Origin of the sequence: Pelomonas sp. KK5, from assembly GCF_001984095.1 — a bacterium.
Classification (GTDB): domain Bacteria; phylum Pseudomonadota; class Gammaproteobacteria; order Burkholderiales; family Burkholderiaceae_C; genus KK5.
In genome coordinates, this window is sequence record NZ_LYVQ01000164.1 from 1 (window position 1) to 14564 (window position 14564).

Sequence of the window (14564 nt, forward strand, 5' to 3'; positions counted from 1 at the left end):
GATGCGCGCCGAAGGGATCGCGGGCGCCGGGCGGGAGGGCAGGAGTCGTGGTCATGGCGGCCATTCTGTCGCGCGGCCGGTGCATCGCCATGACCTCCGAGGTCATCGACGCCATCCACGGCGGCGGGAACGATGGAGCCCGTCCCCTTCACCTCTTCATCAAGGAGATCCTCATCATGTCCGCCATCGCTTCTTCCCCCCGCTTCCTGCCGCGCCTCATGTGGGCCGATGCCGCGTCCTGCGCCGCCACCGGCGCGCTGCAGCTGGCCTTCACCGGCGCCCTCGCCGGCCTGACCGGCCTGCCCGCGCCGCTGCTGGCGGGCACCGGGCTGTTCCTGCTGGCCTATGCCGCGGCCGCGGCGGGCATGGCGTTGCAGCGCGTGCCGCCGCGCCGGCTGATCGGGCTCGTGGTCATCGGCAACTTCGGCTGGGCGCTGGCCTGCCTGGCCCTGCTGCTGGGCGGCGGCCTGCCGCTCAGCGGCCTGGGCGTGGCCTGGGTGCTGGCGCAGTTGGCCTGCGTGCTGGTGCTGGGCGAGCTGCAGTGGATGGGCCTGAAGCGCAGCCGGCAGGCTGGCCGCGCGGCCCCGCTGGCCGCTTAGCCGACGTGCTTGCCGAAGTGGTACAGCGAGCGCTCCAGCGCCGTCGCCTTGGCGCCGGCGTTGTAGGCGCCGCGCTGCTCGCAGTTGAAGCCATGGTCGGCCGCGTACAGATGCACCTCGACCTCCGGATGCAGCTGCTCGAAGGCCTTCACGCTCTCGAGGGTGATGTGCTTGTCCTGGTCGCCGAAGTGGGCCATCGTCGGCACCGCCGGCTTGCGCGAGGGCTCGGTCCCGAACGTCATGCCGCCGCCGTAGTAGGCCACCGCCGCCGACAGGCCCTTCACCTGCTCGGCCGAGCGCCACACCAGCAGCCCGCCCCAGCAGTAGCCGACGATGCCGACCTTGCCCGCCTTGGCCACGTGGTCCACCGCGGCCTGGATGTCCTGCAGCACGCCGGGCGCCGGCAGCGCCTCGACGGCCGCCTTCAGCTTCATGCCGGCGCCCATGTCCTCCGCGGTGTAGCCGAGCTGGACCTCGCGCTGCACCCGGTCGAAGGTGGACGGCGCGATGGCGAGATAGCCGGCCGCCGCATAGCTGTCCGCCACGCCGCGGATGTGCGAGTTGACGCCGAAGATCTCCTGCAGCACGACGATCGCGCCCTTGGGCGCGCCGGCGGGCTCGGACACGTAGGCGCTGGACTGGAAGCCGTCGGCGGCGGTGAGGGTGATCGTCGATGTGCTCATCGGAGGTGCTCCTGTGAAAGCCCTGGCTGCAAGGCAATCCGGCCTTATACCCGAGGCCTGCTTCAGGCGCGTTGCTCGCCTTCGATCGCCCCGGCGATGCGCTGCCGCGTGATCTCCAGGATCCGGTCGGACAGCGCCGGGTCGTCCACGATCCGTGCCACCGTCAGCGCGCCGACCATGTGGGTGACCAGGCTCAGTGCCGTATCGACGCCCTCGGCGTCGTCCGCCGAGCGCATGAAGGGCGCCGCCGTCTCGATGATCTTGCGGAAGCTGTTCGTCGCCGCATGGCGCGTGGCCGCATCGGCGCGCGCCAGCTCGCTGCCCATCGCGGCCAGCGGGCAGCCGTCCTCGACCTTGTCGCGGTAGCTCTGCGTCACATAGTCCTGGAAGGTGTCCAGCATCGCCGCGGCGCCCTGCTCGGCCGCCGCCAGCGAGTCGCGCACCAGGTTCTTCTCGGTGGCCGAGAGCGCCTCGGTGACCAGTTGGTCCTTGGACGCGAAGTGACGGTAGAAGCCGCCGTGCGTCAGCCCCGCCGTGGCCATGATCTCGGCCACGCCGGTGGCCGCGATGCCCTGGCGGCGGAAGGCCTTGGCGGCCGTCTCGACGATGCGCTGGCGCGTTTGCGCGGTCTCTGCCTTCGACTTTCTCATGGCGATCTCCGGTGTCTGGCCGGTATTTTAGATGATGACTCTGATCAAAACCCCGTTTAGAGAAAGGTGATCATCTTTTTCTTGCGCATTTAGATGATGAGCTTTTACTATTCGCTCGCCTTCAATTTAGTAAAGCCTCAACATCTAACAGCGAGTCTCCCCATCATGGACAAACGCCTATTCGTACTGGCACTGGGCATGTTCGCCCTGGGCACCGACAGCTTCGTGGTCGCGGGCGTGCTGCCCCAGATCTCGGAGAGCTTCCAGATCACGCCCGGCCTGGCCGGACAACTGACCACCGCCTACGCGATCGCCTATGCGCTGCTGTCGCCGACGATCGCGGCGCTGGCGGCCGGCGTGCCGCGCAAGCAGCTGATGCTGTCGGGCCTGGCCGTCTTCGTGCTGGCCAACCTGGCCACCGCCGCGGCGCCGAACTTCGCCGTCGCGCTGCTGACCCGTGTGTTCGCCGGCCTCGGCGCCGCGATGTACGCGCCGACGGCCACCGGCACCGGCGCGATGATCGTCAGGCCCGAGCAGCGGGGTCAGGCCTTGACCATCATCGTGGCCGGCCTGACCGCGGCCACCGCGCTGGGCTCGCCGATCGGCACCGTCATCGGCGGCCTGGGTGACTGGCGCTGGACGATGGCCTTCGTCTCGGCCGTCGGCCTGCTCGCCGCCATCGGCATCGCGCTGCTGCTGAAGGACGTGCCGCTGCCGCAGAAGGTCAGCCTCGCCGCCCGCATCGCGCCGCTGGGTGATGCCCGCGTCGGCCTGACGCTGGCGACCACCCTGCTCGCGATGGCCGGCAACTTCGTCATCTACACCTACTTCTCGGTCGTGTTCGACCGCGTGCTCAGCAGCCCCGAGCTGTTCGGCGCGCTGCTGGTGCTGTGGGGCTCGGGCGGCACGGTGACCAACGTCGTGCTGTCCAGGCTGCTGGACCGCTTCGGCCCGCGCGAGGTACTGCTGGTGATGCTGTCGGTACTGGTCGTGGACATGGCGCTGATGCCCTGGGCGAGCGCGCAGCTCTGGTCCTCGGTGCTGGTGATCGCCGTCTGGGGCATCGCGGGCTGGGGCATCATGGGCCCGCAGCAGTACCGCCTGGTGGGCCTGGCGCCGACGATCGCGCCCGTGGTGCTGGGGCTGAACACCGCCGCCACCTACCTGGGCGTCACCGCGGCCGGCGTGCTCGGCGCGGCGGGCCTGCACCTGGTGGGCGCCCACCAGCTCGGCTTCTTCGCCGTGCTGCTGTTCATCGGCGCCATCCTGGCTTCCGAACTGGCCGGGCGCCGGATCGCGGCGCGCGAACCGGCCGCCGTCGCGGCCTGAGTCTTCCGCCTGGCAGCAGGGTCAGGTCTTGCGCACGCGCCCCGCCCGGGGCGCTTTCTGCTTCTTTTCCTCGCGCCAGCTGTCCATCAGCACGCGGCTCTGCGCCCGGGCCGCCTGCTTGATCATCGCCAGCTGTTCCGGCCCGAAGCTGTCCCAGCCGAGCTTGCTCAGCAGCGAGCGCCGGCCCATCTGGAACACCATCACCTGGCCGCAGATCATCATCACCCGCATGCGGACCAGCGGATCGGCGGCTGCCGCCCCGCAGTAGCGCGCGATCAGCTGCGCGCTCATCTCGCCCATGCGCGGCCGCAGGCCCTTCTCGAAGATCTCGAACAGCACGCCCGGCGCATGGCCCACCTGCTCGTGGGTGATGAACAGGCGCCGGTGCTCGGCGTCGTCGGGCAGCAGCTGGAATTCGGCCAGCGCATCGAGCATCGTGCCGAAGGCTTCGAACAGCTGGTCCGGCGTGGCCTTCGCATCGGCCAGCACGGCTTCTGCCTGGTCGATCACCGGCTGGAAATGCGCCGCCGAACTCTCGGCGATGTACTCGGCGCAGGCGCGGTAGACACCTTCCTTGTTGTCGAAGTAGTACTGCAGCGCCGGCGCGTTGACGCCCGCCGCGGCGGCAATCTCGCGCGTCGTCGTGCCCTCGAAGCCGCGCTCGGCGAACAGGCGCAGCGCGGTGGCGACGATGCGGCGGCGCGTCTCCTCGCCGCGGGCGTAGGCGGTGTCGGCGCGATGGCGGGGCGAACGTGCGGTGCTCATGGTCGGGAAAAAATATATCAGTTGACACAATTATTCCAGATGATAAAAAATATCGCTTGGAATAATTCAATCCAACCATGTCCTCCCAGATCACCCCCTCCCCCGCGCCGACGAAGCGCCGCCCCGTGCTGCTGGCCGTCGCCGCCGCGGCCCTGCTCGCCGCCGGCGCCTACGGCATCCACTGGTGGACCGTCGGCCGCTTCATCGAGAGCACCGACGACGCCTACCTGAAGGCCGACAGCGTCACCGCCGCACCCAAGGTGGCCGGCTACGTCACCGAGGTCTATGTGCAGGCCGACCAGGCCGTCAGGCGCGGCGACCCACTGGTCAAGCTGGACCCGCGCCAGTACCAGGCGCTGATGGACCAGTCGCAGGCGACCATCGACGCCCGCCAGGCCGACATCCGCCGCATCGAGGCCGACCTCACCCAGCAGCAGGCGCAACTGGCGCAGACCCGCGCGCAGGCCGATTCCTCGCGCGCCGCGCTGGCCCACGCCCAGGCCGCGCTGGACCGCTACGCGCCGCTGGTCGCCACCGGCGCCAGCACCGGCGAGCACCAGGCCGACCTGCGCAACGAACGCGACCAGGCCGCCGCACAACTGGCCGCCAACCTCGCCGCCGTGAAGGCCGCCGAGGGCAAGCTCAAGTCCAGCGAGGCCCAGGTCGCGCAGGGCAAGGCCCAGGTCAAGGCCGGCGAGGCCGCGCTGCGCCAGAACCACCTGGACGTGGACGACACCATCGTGCGCGCCGCCATCGACGGCCGCGTCGGCGACAGCACCGTGCGCGTCGGCCAGTTTGCCCAGCCGGGCACGCGGCTGATGACCATCGTGCCGACACAGGACGTCTACCTGGTCGCCAACTTCAAGGAAACGCAGATCGGCCGCATGCGCGCCGGCCAGCCCGTCACCCTGAAAGTCGACGCACTGCCCGGCCAGGAGATCCGCGGCACGGTGGAGAGCTTCTCGCCCGGCACCGGCGCGCAGTTCGCGCTGCTGCCCTCGGAGAACGCCACCGGCAACTTCACCAAGATCGTCCAGCGCGTGCCGGTGCGGATCAAGGTGCAGACCAGCGACGCGGCGCTGCGCGAGCGGCTGCTGCCGGGCCTGTCGGTGACGACCGAGGTCGACACGCGCGGCGACGGAGCGAAGCAACATGGCTGAAGCCGCGCTGTCGGGCGACGCCCCGACGCTGACGCCGGCGCCCCATGTCGAACCCAACGCCCACGCCAGCGACTGGATCGCCGTGGCCGCGGGCGCCCTGGGCGCGCTGATGGCCACGCTGGACATCTCGATCACCAACTCGGCGCTGCCGCAGATCCAGGGTTCGGTCGGCGCCACCGGCACCGAGGGCACCTGGATCTCGACCGGCTACCTGATGTCCGAGATCGTGATGATCCCGCTGGCCGCCTGGCTCACCCGCGTGTTCGGGCTGCGCAACTTCCTCGTCGGCAACGCGGGCCTGTTCACGCTGTTCTCGATCCTCTGCGGCCTCTCGCACAACCTGCCGATGCTGATCCTCGCCCGCATCGGCCAGGGCTTCACCGGCGGCGCGATGATCCCCACCGCACAGACCATCATCCGCACGCGATTGCCGCGCCACCAGCTGCCGGTGGGCATGACGCTGTTCGGCCTGATCGTGCTGCTCGGGCCGCTGCTGGGCCCGGTGCTCGGCGGCTGGCTGACCGAGAACGCGAGCTGGCACTGGTGCTTCTTCATCAACGTGCCTGTCTGCGCCGCGCTGCTGACGCTGTTGCTCGTGGGCCTGCCCGCGCAGAAGATGCACCTGGAGGACTTCATCAAGGCCGACTGGCTGGGCATCACCGGCCTGGCGATGGGGCTCTCCACGCTGACCGTCGTGCTCGAGGAAGGCCAGCGCGAGCGCTGGTTCGAGTCCTCGCTGATCGTGGCGCTGAGCCTGGTCTCGGCCTTCGGCATGGTGTTGATCGCGCTGTCGCAGCGCTATGCGAAGAAGCCGATCCTGCGCCTGTCGCTGCTGCGCAATGTGAGCTACGCCAGCGTGATCGTCATCGTGTTCACCGTCGGCGCGGGCCTGTACTGCGTGTCCTACCTGGTGCCGCAGTTCCTCTCGCTGATCGCCGGCTACAACGCGGCGCAGGCGGGCGCCATCATGCTGCTGGGCGGCGTGCCGGCCTTCATCATGATGCCGATCCTGCCGCGGCTGATCGGCCGGGTGGACTTCCGCATCATGGTGACGCTGGGCCTGCTGGCCTTCGCCGCGAGTTGCCTGCTGGACATCGACCTGACGGCGCAGAGCGTCGGCCATGACTTCGTCGCCTCGCAGCTGCTGCGCGGCGTGGGCCAGATGTTCTGCATGATGCCGCTGAACCAGGCCTCGATGGCCGCGGTGACGCGCGAGGAATCGGGCGATGCCGCCGGCATCTACAACATGGCCCGCAACCTCGGCGGCTCGGTGGGGCTGGCCATCATCGGCACCTTCATCGACCGGCGCAACGCGCTGCACGTCGAGCGCATGAGCGAGACGCTCAACGCCAACTCGCCGCTGCTGCAGGAGCGCATCGCCGGCAGCGCCGCCGGCCACATGGCACAGGTCGGCGACTTCGCCCACGCCAGGCTGCAGGCGATCAAGCAGATCGTGCTGCAGATCCACCAGCAGGCCAGCGTGATGACCTTTTCCGAAACCTTCTACGTGCTGGCCGGCTGCCTGCTGCTGTGCATCCCGCTGGCGTTGATGCTGAAGACGCCCAAAGCCGGTCCGGCCGGGCAGCAACAAGCCGCTGCCTCGAGCGAGGCGCACTGACCATTCATGATGACTCTTCGATTCACTCCCCTTGCGCTGGCCGCGCTGCTGAGCGCCTGCGCCGCCGTCGGCCCCGACTACCAGGGCCCGCCCATCGCGCCCTCGCCAGCCGGCTTCGTCCGCGCGGATGCAACACAGGCAAGACCTGGCCCCGTGGCTGCCGCCTGGTGGCGCAGCCTGAATGACCCGGCGCTCGATGCGCTGGTCGACCAGGCCCTGAAGCAGAGCCCCACGCTGCAGGCCGCCGAAGCCCGCCTGCGCGCCGCCCGTGCCACGCTGCGCCAGCAGGAGGCCAACGCCAAGCCCAAGGGCTCGGCCTCGGCGATCGGCGCCGGCGTCTGGCAGGGGCCGACGACAGACCAGTCCAGCACGATCCAGCTCTACAGCGTCGGCTTCGACGCCACCTGGGAGGTCGACCTGTTCGGCGGCACGCGCCGCGCCACCGAGGCGGCGTCCGCCCAGGCCCAGGCGGTGCAGGCCGACCTTGCCGATGCGCAGGTCTCGCTGGCGGCCGAGGTCGCCTCGACCTATGTCGGCCTGCGCGGCCAGCAGGCACGCCAGGCGCTGCTGCGCGACACCGCGGCTTTCGACGCCCAGGCGCTGGCCCTCACCCGCCAGCGCCGCGAGGCCGGCGTGGCCACGGCCGATGAGGTCGAGCAGCGCACGCAACAGGGTGACGCCACGCAGGCCGCGCTGGCCGATGTCGCCGCCGACATCGCCGCCTCGCTGGACCGGCTCGCCCTGCTGACGGGCCAGGCGCCCGGCACGCTCGACGCGGAGATGGCCAGCGGCGCCGCCGTTCTGCCCTCGGTGCCGGCCGGCGTCGCCATCGGCGACCCGGCCTCGCTGCTGCAGCGCCGCCCGGACATCCGGGCCGCCGAGCGCCGCCTGGCCGGCCGCACCGCCCAGATCGGCCAGCAGACCGCTAACTACTTCCCCAAGCTGACTCTGCTGGGGAACGTCGGCGTGGCATCCACCGATGCGGGCCAGTTGCTGCGCGCGAGCAATCTCGCCCTGGCCGCCGTGCCCTATCTCAGCTGGAACTTCCTGGACTTCGGCCGCACGACGGCGGCAGTCCACCAGGCCGAGGCCAATCGCGACGAGGCGGTGGCCAACTACCAGGCGGCGGTGCTCACGGCGCTGCAGGATGCCAACACCGCCCTGTCACGCTTCGGGCAGCGGCGCCAGTCGGTGCAGTCCCTGCAGGCGCAGCAGGCCTCGGCCGGCCGCACGCTGGCCCTGACGCAGCAGCGCCGCGCGGCCGGCGCGTCCAGCCAGATCGACCTGCTCGACGCCCGGCGCCGCGAGGCAGAGGCCCAGGGCAAGGCGCTGGACGGCGAGGCCGCACTGCTGAAGGACTTCGTGGCGTTGCAGAAGTCGCTGGGCCTGGGGTGGCAATGAAACCGCGCCGCGGCTCGTCGCCCACGATTGCAGTTCATCCGCCTGCGCCGTCGGCCCGTCGCCCGGCGCTCGCGACGCGGGGCCGGGATGAAGACACTGTCCTCACTGACACAGCAAACCACCCCACGGAGCCCGCCATGAACACCACCGCCCAAGCCCTCGTCTTCGCCATCGCTTCCGTCGCCACCGCCGCCGCCATCGGCACGGTGCTGGCCGAGCGCGGCGCGGGCCAGCCGGCCGCCGAGGTGGTGAAGCTGGAGCGGGTCGTGATCGTCGGCAAGCGCGCACCGGTCGTCGCCCAGCTGCCGCGCGTCGTCGTCGAAGGCCGCCGCAGCCACCTGGCCGACGACGTGCAGGTTGCCTCGCTCTGATCCCAAGCTCCAGGCGGGCGGCGGCGCCCCGATTTGCGCGGAAAATCGCGCCATGCCCTTCCGCTCCGTCCCCCTCCCCGCGAACGCCACCGGCCAGCTGTGGCTGCAGTCGATGCCCGGCCGCCTCGAATCCTGGGGCAGCTTTCTCGATGAAGCGCGCCTGCGACAGCTGAACCTGGTCGTCTGCATGAACCCGCTGGACGAGGTGCAGGCGCTCTCGCCCGCCTATCACAAGGCCATCGCCGAAGGCCGCCTGCCCTTTCGCTGGCTGCACCTGCCGATGCGCGACTTCGGCGTCGGGCAAGACCCGACCCTGTTCCGCAAGGGCATCGAGCAGGTCGCCCATGCGCTGGAGCTGGAGCAGCATGTGCTGCTGCACTGCGCCGCCGGCATCGGCCGCACCGGCACGGTCGCGGCCTGCGTGCTGAAACAGCTGGGCGTGCCCAGGGAGCAGGCGCTGCAGCAGGTGCGCGCCGCGGGTTCGAACCCACAGTCGGCCCTGCAGACCGGCTGGATCGACCAGTTCTGAACTGAATGGAATTCGTCCACGTCGACGCCGAGCTGATCGTCGTCAACAAGCCCGGCGGCCTGCTCTCGGTGCCCGGCCGCGGCCCGGACAAGCAGGACTGCGCCATCGCCCGCGTGCAGGCGCGCTACCCCGAGGCGCTGACCGTGCACCGACTGGACATGGCCACCTCCGGCCTGCTGCTGGTCGCCCGCGGGCCGGAGCAGCAGCGCCTGCTGAGCGCGGAGTTCCGCGAACGCGGCGTGAAGAAGCGCTATGTCGCCGTGGTAACGGGTTATCTGGACGGCGAGGGCGAAGTGGACCTGCCCTTGATGACCGACTGGCCGAAACGGCCGCGGCAGAAGATCGACCATGAACTCGGCAAGCCTTCGCTGACGCGCTGGCGCGTGCTCGGCCACGAGGCGGCCGGCACCCGCGTCGAGCTGGAGCCGGTGACCGGCCGCACCCACCAGCTGCGCATGCACATGCTAGCGCTGGGGCATCCGATCGTCGGCGATGCGCTCTACGGGCCCGATCCAGGCGATGATCAGCGCCTGCTGCTGCATGCCAGCGACCTCGAACTGCGCGGCCTCGTGCTGCACAGCGAACCCGACTTCTGACGCCGATGACCGCCCTCCACTCGCCCGCCGCCGACCGCAACAAGCAGCCGATCCTCGAACAGCTGCTGCGCACGCTGCCGCCTTCAGGCCGTGCGCTGGAGATCGCCAGCGGCAGCGGCCAGCACGTGGCCCACTTCGCGGCTCACATGCCCGGCTGGCGCTGGCAGGCCTCGGACCCGTCGCCGCAAGCGCTGGCCTCGATCGCGGCGCTGTGGCCCGAAGGTCCGGCGCCGCTGCAGCTGGACGTCCAGCAACTTCCCTGGCCGCTGGACGGCGAGCCCTTCGACGCGATCTTCTGCGCCAACATGCTGCACATCTCGCCCTGGGCCAGCTGCCCGGCCCTGATGCGCGGCGCGGCGCAACACCTGGCCCCGGCGGGGCAACTGATCGTCTACGGGCCCTTCGTCGTGCCCGGCCAGGCGACCGCGCCCAGCAACGAGGCCTTCGACGCCGACCTGCGCCACCGCGACCCGGCCTGGGGCCTGCGCTCGCTGGCCGACGTAGGGCGCGAGGCCGAGGCCGCGGGCCTGCGGCTGCAGGGCGTCACCGCGATGCCCGCCAACAACCTGACCCTGGAATTCCGACGCACAACATGATGAAGCAACAGCATCTCTACATCGTCACCGGCGCCTCCCGCGGCATGGGCGAGGCGATCGCCCGCCAGCTGATCGCGCCCGACCATGTCGTCATCGGCATCTCGCGCAGGACCAGCGCGCACCTGCCCGGCGCAGAGCAATGGGAGCAGGATCTCGCCGACCCGCTCGCCGCCGCGCGGCGCCTGCAGGCCTGGCTGGAAGCGCAGGACGCCGGCCGCTTCGCCAGCGCCACGCTGATCAACAACGCCGGCGTCGTGCCGCCGCCGGGGCCGGTGGAGGCCACCTCGCTGGAGTCCCTGTCCAACGCGCTGCGGGTGGGCCTGGAGGCCACGCTGCTGCTGAGCAGCGCCTTCCTGCGCGCCACCGAGGCGCTGGGCGGCGCCCGCAGGATCCTCAACATCTCCTCGGGCCTGGGCCGCCGCGCGATGGCCGGCAGCGCCGCCTACTGCGCCGCCAAGGCCGGCATGGACAACCTGTCGCGCGCGATGGCGCTGGACGAGGCCGCCAAGGCCGGTGGCGCCCGCATCGTCTCGCTGGCGCCCGGCATCATCGACACCGACATGCAGGCCGACCTGCGCGCCGCCGACCCCAAGGGCTTCCCGGACCGGGCCGTCTTCGTCGGCTTCAAGGACAGCGGCGCGCTGACCAGCCCGGACGAGGCCGCCTCGCGGGTGCTGCGCTTCCTCGCGCGGCCCGATTTCGGCCAGACGGTGCTGGCCGACGTGCGTGACGCTTGAGGCGCGCCCCGCCGCCCCCATCTACCATTCGCGGGCCGTCCCGGCCCGATGGAGACCTGCAGTGAAGTCCTTCATGTCGATCCTTGTCGCGGGCGCGCTGGCGCTGGGCCTGCTCGGCGCCGACCTCGCCGATGCCAAGCGCCTGGGCGGCGGCAGCTCGTCCGGCCTGCGCCGCTCGGTGCCGACCCAGCCGGCGCCCAAGCCGCCCGTCACGCCACCGAACAACAGCAACAACGCCGCGCCGCAGGCGCCCGCCACGCCGCCGCTGGCCGCGCCCGCTCCCGCACCGCGCCGCTCATGGATGGGCCCGATCGCCGGCCTCGCCGCCGGGCTGGGCCTGGCCGCGCTGGCCAGCCACTTCGGCTTCGGCGCGGCGATGGCCAATGCGATGACGCTGGTGCTGATCGGCGCGCTGGCGCTGTTCGTGATCGGCTGGTTCATGCGCCGCCGCTCGCCCGCGCCACAGCTGGCAGGCGCCGGTGCGCCTTACCGCGCCCAGGCTGCGGCAGCACCGGCCGTCGCCACATCAAGCGGCTTCGATACCGCCGGCTTCGAACAGCTCGCCAAGCGCGTGTTCATCCGCCTGCAGGCCGCCAACGACACGGGCGACCAGGCCGACCTGCGCCGCTTCACCACGCCGGAGATGTACGGCGTGATCCAGCAGCAGTTGCTGGAGCGCGGCGGCACTGCGCAGCAGACCGAGGTACTGCAGCTCGATGCGAGCGTCGTCGACCATGCGGAGGACGCCGGCCAGCAGATCGTCAGCGTGCGCTTCCGCGGCCTGGTCCGCGAGGCACAGGACCAGGTGCCCGAACAGATCGACGAGGTCTGGCACCTGCTGCGCCCGGCCGACGGCAGCCGCGACTGGGCGATCGCGGGCATCCAGCAGACCGCCACGGCCTGAGCGTCAGCGCTCCACGGCTTGCAGATAGACGCCGTTCACCAGGTTCTGGTGGACGAGCTTGCTGATCTCGTCGGACAGCACCTGCTTCTCGCCGGCTTCCAGCCCGTCCAGCGCCGCCTTGACGATCGCTTCCGGCGTGCTCTTGGGCATCTCGATGCCCTGCGTCATGTCGGTGTCGATGAAGCCGGCATGCAGGCCCAGCACCTGGGTGCCCTGCTCCTCCAGCTCGATGCGCAGGCCGTTGGTCATCGACCAGGCGGCCGCCTTGGTCGCGGCATAGGCACCCAGCAGCGGGCCGCTGATCCAGCTGGCCACCGACAGCACGTTCAGGATCGCGCCGCCACCGTTGGCCTTCAGCGCCGGGGCGAAGGCCTGGCTCAGGCGCATCGGCCCGAAGACGTTCGTCTCCATCATCGCCTGCATGGACGAGGCGCTGTCGGCCGCCAGGAAGCCGCCGAAGTTGGCGATGCCGGCGTTGTTGATCACCAGGGTCACGTCGCCCGCGGCCTGCGCCGCGGCAGCGACGTCGGCCGGGTTCGTGACGTCCAGCTTCAGTGGCACCACGCCGGGCAGCGTGACGGTCTCGGGCTTGCGGGCGCCGGCATAGACCTTGCGCGCGCCGCGCGCCAGCGCCTCGCGGGCAAAGGCCAGGCCGAGGCCGCGGTTGGCGCCGGTGATCAGGACGGTAGCGTTCTCGAGCTTCATGATGGACTTCCTTCGTTGTTGAATATGACGATCGTCATATGTTTGGTGAAAAAAAGGGTCAGGTGTCGTACTGGCTCAGCAGGCTCTTGCGCGTGGCACCCAGCAGCGCCCGGCCCTGCGCGTTGGCGCCCAGCACGCGGGCCAGCTGCAGCGCGCCGACGATGGTGCTGGCGATGATCTGTGCCTTCGCTTTCGCGTCTTCCTGATCGGCCAGCAGCCCTTGCACGCCATCGATCAGCGCGCGCACCCGCTCGCCGGACACGGCCAGCAACTCCGGCGGCTGGCGGGACATTTCAGAGCCCAGAGCGGCGACCGGGCAGCCCTCCTCGGGGCCGGACAGATGCGCATCGGACAGGTAGGTCTCCAGGAAGGCACGCAGCGGGGACTCGCCACGGGCCATGCGCGGCCCCATCTTCAGCCGGGTCTGCGCCACGCTGTCGCGGCCGGCGCGGGCCAGGGCCTCGGCCAGCAGCGCGTCGCGCGATTCGAAGTGGGCGTAGAAACCGCCGTGCGTCAGGCCGGCCTCCTTCATCACCTCGGCCACACCGACGCCGTCGCAGCCGCGGCGGCGCAGCGCACGCGCGGCAGCGTCCACGATGCGGTCGTGCGTCAGCTCGCGCTTGGTAGGCTTGGAGGGTTCGGATTTCATGTGCGCAACTGTACGCTTATTTATGATGTTAGTCATATTTTCTGATTGACCACAATAGCCACAGGCCGACTCGAGCCGAAAAGACGAAGAAGGAGACCTATGGCAACCCTGTCCCTGTCCGCCCTGCGCATCGGCCCGCGCCTGGGGCTAGGATTCGCTTCCATCGTGCTGCTGTGCGCAGCGGCGGTGGGCTTCGGCATCAACCGGATCGCGACGATGCGAGCCCTCTCCGAGCAGTTGGGCACGCTGGACGCCGAGAAGCTCTCGCTCTCCGAACGTTGGGGCCGTGCGATCGAGGCCAACACGGCGCGCAACTGGGTCGTCGTGTTCTCCAACGACGACAAGATCAAGGCCCGCGTGCGCGGCGAGATGCAGCAGGTGATCACCGCCCAGACCGAGCGGCTCAAGCGCATGCAGGAGATCGCCACCTCGGACGAGGACAAGCGCCTGCTGGCCGAGGTCTCGACCCAGCGCGACGCCTACCAGTCGATGCGCGCCGCCATGCTCAAGCGCAAGGACGCCGGCGAGGACATCGTCGGCGAAGTGATCGACAAGCTCTTCCCCGCCGCCGCGGCCTACCAGGACGTGGTCGAGAAGCTGATCCAGCGCCAGCGCGACAGCATGGCCGAGACCAAGGCCCGCGCCGAGGACGCCGCGCATGCCGCCACGCTGGCGCTGAGCCTCGGCGGCCTGCTGGCGCTGGTGCTCGCCGCCGCGCTGGCCTGGCGCATCAGCAGTTCGGTGGTCGGGCCGATCCATCGGGCCCGCAACGTCGCCCAGGCGATCGCCGAAGGCGATCTGTCGCGGCCGATCGAGGCGCAGGGCCAGGACGAGGCCGCCGAGTTGCTGCAATCGCTGCAGCAGATGCAGCAGTCGCTGCGGCAACTGGTCGGCCAGGTGCGCAGCAGCACCGATGGCATCAACACCGCCAGCGGCGAGATCGCCACCGGCAACCACGACCTCAGCACCCGCACCGAGCAGACGGCGGCCAACCTCGAGGAGGCCGCCTCATCGATGGAGCAGCTCACCGGCACCGTGCGCCAGAGCGCCGACTCCGCCCGACAGGCCAACCAGCTGGCCCAGGGCGCGGCCGAGGTCGCGCAGCGCGGCGGCACGGTGGTGGCGCAGGTGGTCTCGGTGATGGACGAGATCAACGGCAGCTCGCGCAAGATCGCCGACATCATCGGCGTGATCGACGGCATCGCCTTCCAGACGAACATCCTCGCGCTGAACGCGGCGGTGGAAGCCGCGCGGGCCGGCGAGCAGGGCCGC

Annotated in this window: 17 protein-coding genes; 12 read left to right on the forward strand and 5 right to left on the reverse strand. The window is 70.5% G+C overall.

Annotation, left to right across the window (positions count from 1 at the left end):
- Positions 1 to 176 precede the first annotated feature (176 nt).
- Positions 177 to 599 (forward strand): hypothetical protein, encoded by a 423-nt coding sequence (locus tag B0W88_RS22125; protein ID WP_077036813.1) that lies wholly within the window; start codon positions 177 to 179, stop codon positions 597 to 599.
- Here the strand turns inward: B0W88_RS22125 and B0W88_RS22130 are convergent.
- Together B0W88_RS22130 and B0W88_RS22135 are read right to left on the reverse strand one after the other, a co-directional pair.
- Positions 596 to 1282: a dienelactone hydrolase family protein gene (locus B0W88_RS22130; protein ID WP_077036797.1), complete on the reverse strand. Its 687-nt coding sequence runs from the start codon at positions 1280 to 1282 to the stop codon at positions 596 to 598. The two genes, B0W88_RS22125 and B0W88_RS22130, sit on opposite strands and share 4 nt — an antisense overlap.
- 62 nt (positions 1283 to 1344) lie before the next feature.
- Positions 1345 to 1932, reverse strand: a complete 588-nt coding sequence (locus B0W88_RS22135) for a TetR family transcriptional regulator (protein ID WP_077036798.1) — start codon at positions 1930 to 1932, stop codon at positions 1345 to 1347.
- A gap of 165 nt (positions 1933 to 2097) precedes the next feature.
- Here B0W88_RS22135 and B0W88_RS22140 point away from each other — a divergent pair, with 165 nt between their 5' ends.
- The gene (locus B0W88_RS22140; protein WP_077036799.1) at positions 2098 to 3261 is read left to right on the forward strand and encodes an MFS transporter; all 1164 of its coding nucleotides are present in this window, start codon (positions 2098 to 2100) and stop codon (positions 3259 to 3261) included.
- A gap of 21 nt (positions 3262 to 3282) precedes the next feature.
- Here B0W88_RS22140 and B0W88_RS22145 read toward each other — a convergent pair whose 3' ends face one another.
- Positions 3283 to 4026: a CerR family C-terminal domain-containing protein gene (locus B0W88_RS22145; RefSeq protein ID WP_077036800.1), complete on the reverse strand. Its 744-nt coding sequence runs from the start codon at positions 4024 to 4026 to the stop codon at positions 3283 to 3285.
- A 77-nt stretch (positions 4027 to 4103) separates the two neighbouring features.
- Here B0W88_RS22145 and B0W88_RS22150 point away from each other — a divergent pair, with 77 nt between their 5' ends.
- The 9 genes from B0W88_RS22150 to B0W88_RS22190 all read left to right on the forward strand — a co-directional run bounded on the left by B0W88_RS22150 (position 4104) and on the right by B0W88_RS22190 (position 11938).
- A complete protein-coding gene (locus B0W88_RS22150; RefSeq protein ID WP_077036801.1) occupies positions 4104 to 5186 on the forward strand; it encodes an HlyD family secretion protein in 1083 nt (360 codons plus the stop codon).
- Entirely contained in the window at positions 5179 to 6804 is a 1626-nt protein-coding gene (locus tag B0W88_RS22155; RefSeq protein ID WP_077036802.1) for an MDR family MFS transporter, read from the forward strand. The genes B0W88_RS22150 and B0W88_RS22155 overlap by 8 nt, the downstream gene beginning before the upstream one ends.
- Before the next feature lie 9 nt (positions 6805 to 6813).
- The gene (locus B0W88_RS22160; RefSeq protein ID WP_233151802.1) at positions 6814 to 8205 is read left to right on the forward strand and encodes an efflux transporter outer membrane subunit; all 1392 of its coding nucleotides are present in this window, start codon (positions 6814 to 6816) and stop codon (positions 8203 to 8205) included.
- A 137-nt stretch (positions 8206 to 8342) separates the two neighbouring features.
- Positions 8343 to 8576, forward strand: coding sequence for a hypothetical protein (locus tag B0W88_RS22165; RefSeq protein ID WP_077036804.1), 234 nt, complete (start codon positions 8343 to 8345; stop codon positions 8574 to 8576).
- 52 nt (positions 8577 to 8628) lie between these two features.
- The gene (locus tag B0W88_RS22170; protein ID WP_077036805.1) at positions 8629 to 9105 is read left to right on the forward strand and encodes a tyrosine-protein phosphatase; all 477 of its coding nucleotides are present in this window, start codon (positions 8629 to 8631) and stop codon (positions 9103 to 9105) included.
- 5 nt (positions 9106 to 9110) lie between these two features.
- Positions 9111 to 9701 (forward strand): RluA family pseudouridine synthase, encoded by a 591-nt coding sequence (locus B0W88_RS22175; RefSeq protein ID WP_077036806.1) that lies wholly within the window; start codon positions 9111 to 9113, stop codon positions 9699 to 9701.
- A gap of 5 nt (positions 9702 to 9706) precedes the next feature.
- On the forward strand, positions 9707 to 10297 hold the full coding sequence (locus B0W88_RS22180; protein ID WP_077036807.1) for a DUF938 domain-containing protein: 591 nt from the start codon (positions 9707 to 9709) through the stop codon (positions 10295 to 10297).
- Complete coding sequence (locus tag B0W88_RS22185) at positions 10297 to 11034, forward strand: SDR family NAD(P)-dependent oxidoreductase (RefSeq protein WP_077036808.1); 738 nt, start codon at positions 10297 to 10299, stop codon at positions 11032 to 11034. The genes B0W88_RS22180 and B0W88_RS22185 overlap by 1 nt, the downstream gene beginning before the upstream one ends.
- A gap of 73 nt (positions 11035 to 11107) precedes the next feature.
- Positions 11108 to 11938: a Tim44 domain-containing protein gene (locus tag B0W88_RS22190; protein ID WP_233151803.1), complete on the forward strand. Its 831-nt coding sequence runs from the start codon at positions 11108 to 11110 to the stop codon at positions 11936 to 11938.
- Positions 11939 to 11941: 3 nt separating this feature from the next.
- Here the strand turns inward: B0W88_RS22190 and B0W88_RS22195 are convergent, their stop codons facing one another.
- Together B0W88_RS22195 and B0W88_RS22200 are read right to left on the reverse strand one after the other, a co-directional pair.
- Positions 11942 to 12643, reverse strand: a complete 702-nt coding sequence (locus B0W88_RS22195; protein ID WP_077036810.1) for an SDR family oxidoreductase — start codon at positions 12641 to 12643, stop codon at positions 11942 to 11944.
- A 58-nt stretch (positions 12644 to 12701) separates the two neighbouring features.
- The gene (locus tag B0W88_RS22200; protein WP_077036811.1) at positions 12702 to 13292 is read right to left on the reverse strand and encodes a TetR/AcrR family transcriptional regulator; all 591 of its coding nucleotides are present in this window, start codon (positions 13290 to 13292) and stop codon (positions 12702 to 12704) included.
- Between the two features lie 99 nt (positions 13293 to 13391).
- Here B0W88_RS22200 and B0W88_RS35130 point away from each other — a divergent pair.
- Positions 13392 to 14564, forward strand: a 1173-nt coding sequence (locus B0W88_RS35130; RefSeq protein ID WP_077036812.1) for a methyl-accepting chemotaxis protein, incomplete at its 3' end; no start/stop codon positions are given.

Bases quoted from the DNA above. Each gene is read 5' to 3' on its own strand.
- B0W88_RS22145 (WP_077036800.1), bottom strand. From the start codon at position 4,026: ATGAGCACCGCACGTTCGCCCCGCCATCGCGCCGACACCGCCTACGCC.
- B0W88_RS22165 (WP_077036804.1), top strand. From the start codon at position 8,343: ATGAACACCACCGCCCAAGCCCTCGTCTTCGCCATCGCTTCCGTCGCC.
- B0W88_RS22175 (WP_077036806.1), top strand. From the start codon at position 9,111: ATGGAATTCGTCCACGTCGACGCCGAGCTGATCGTCGTCAACAAGCCC.
- B0W88_RS22195 (WP_077036810.1), bottom strand. From the start codon at position 12,643: ATGAAGCTCGAGAACGCTACCGTCCTGATCACCGGCGCCAACCGCGGC.
- B0W88_RS22135 (WP_077036798.1), bottom strand. From the start codon at position 1,932: ATGAGAAAGTCGAAGGCAGAGACCGCGCAAACGCGCCAGCGCATCGTC.
- B0W88_RS22180 (WP_077036807.1), top strand. From the start codon at position 9,707: ATGACCGCCCTCCACTCGCCCGCCGCCGACCGCAACAAGCAGCCGATC.
- B0W88_RS22125 (WP_077036813.1), top strand. From the start codon at position 177: ATGTCCGCCATCGCTTCTTCCCCCCGCTTCCTGCCGCGCCTCATGTGG.
- B0W88_RS22185 (WP_077036808.1), top strand. From the start codon at position 10,297: ATGAAGCAACAGCATCTCTACATCGTCACCGGCGCCTCCCGCGGCATG.
- B0W88_RS22160 (WP_233151802.1), top strand. From the start codon at position 6,814: ATGACTCTTCGATTCACTCCCCTTGCGCTGGCCGCGCTGCTGAGCGCC.
- B0W88_RS22190 (WP_233151803.1), top strand. From the start codon at position 11,108: ATGTCGATCCTTGTCGCGGGCGCGCTGGCGCTGGGCCTGCTCGGCGCC.
- B0W88_RS22200 (WP_077036811.1), bottom strand. From the start codon at position 13,292: ATGAAATCCGAACCCTCCAAGCCTACCAAGCGCGAGCTGACGCACGAC.
- B0W88_RS22130 (WP_077036797.1), bottom strand. From the start codon at position 1,282: ATGAGCACATCGACGATCACCCTCACCGCCGCCGACGGCTTCCAGTCC.
- B0W88_RS22155 (WP_077036802.1), top strand. From the start codon at position 5,179: ATGGCTGAAGCCGCGCTGTCGGGCGACGCCCCGACGCTGACGCCGGCG.
- B0W88_RS22150 (WP_077036801.1), top strand. From the start codon at position 4,104: ATGTCCTCCCAGATCACCCCCTCCCCCGCGCCGACGAAGCGCCGCCCC.
- B0W88_RS22140 (WP_077036799.1), top strand. From the start codon at position 2,098: ATGGACAAACGCCTATTCGTACTGGCACTGGGCATGTTCGCCCTGGGC.
- B0W88_RS22170 (WP_077036805.1), top strand. From the start codon at position 8,629: ATGCCCTTCCGCTCCGTCCCCCTCCCCGCGAACGCCACCGGCCAGCTG.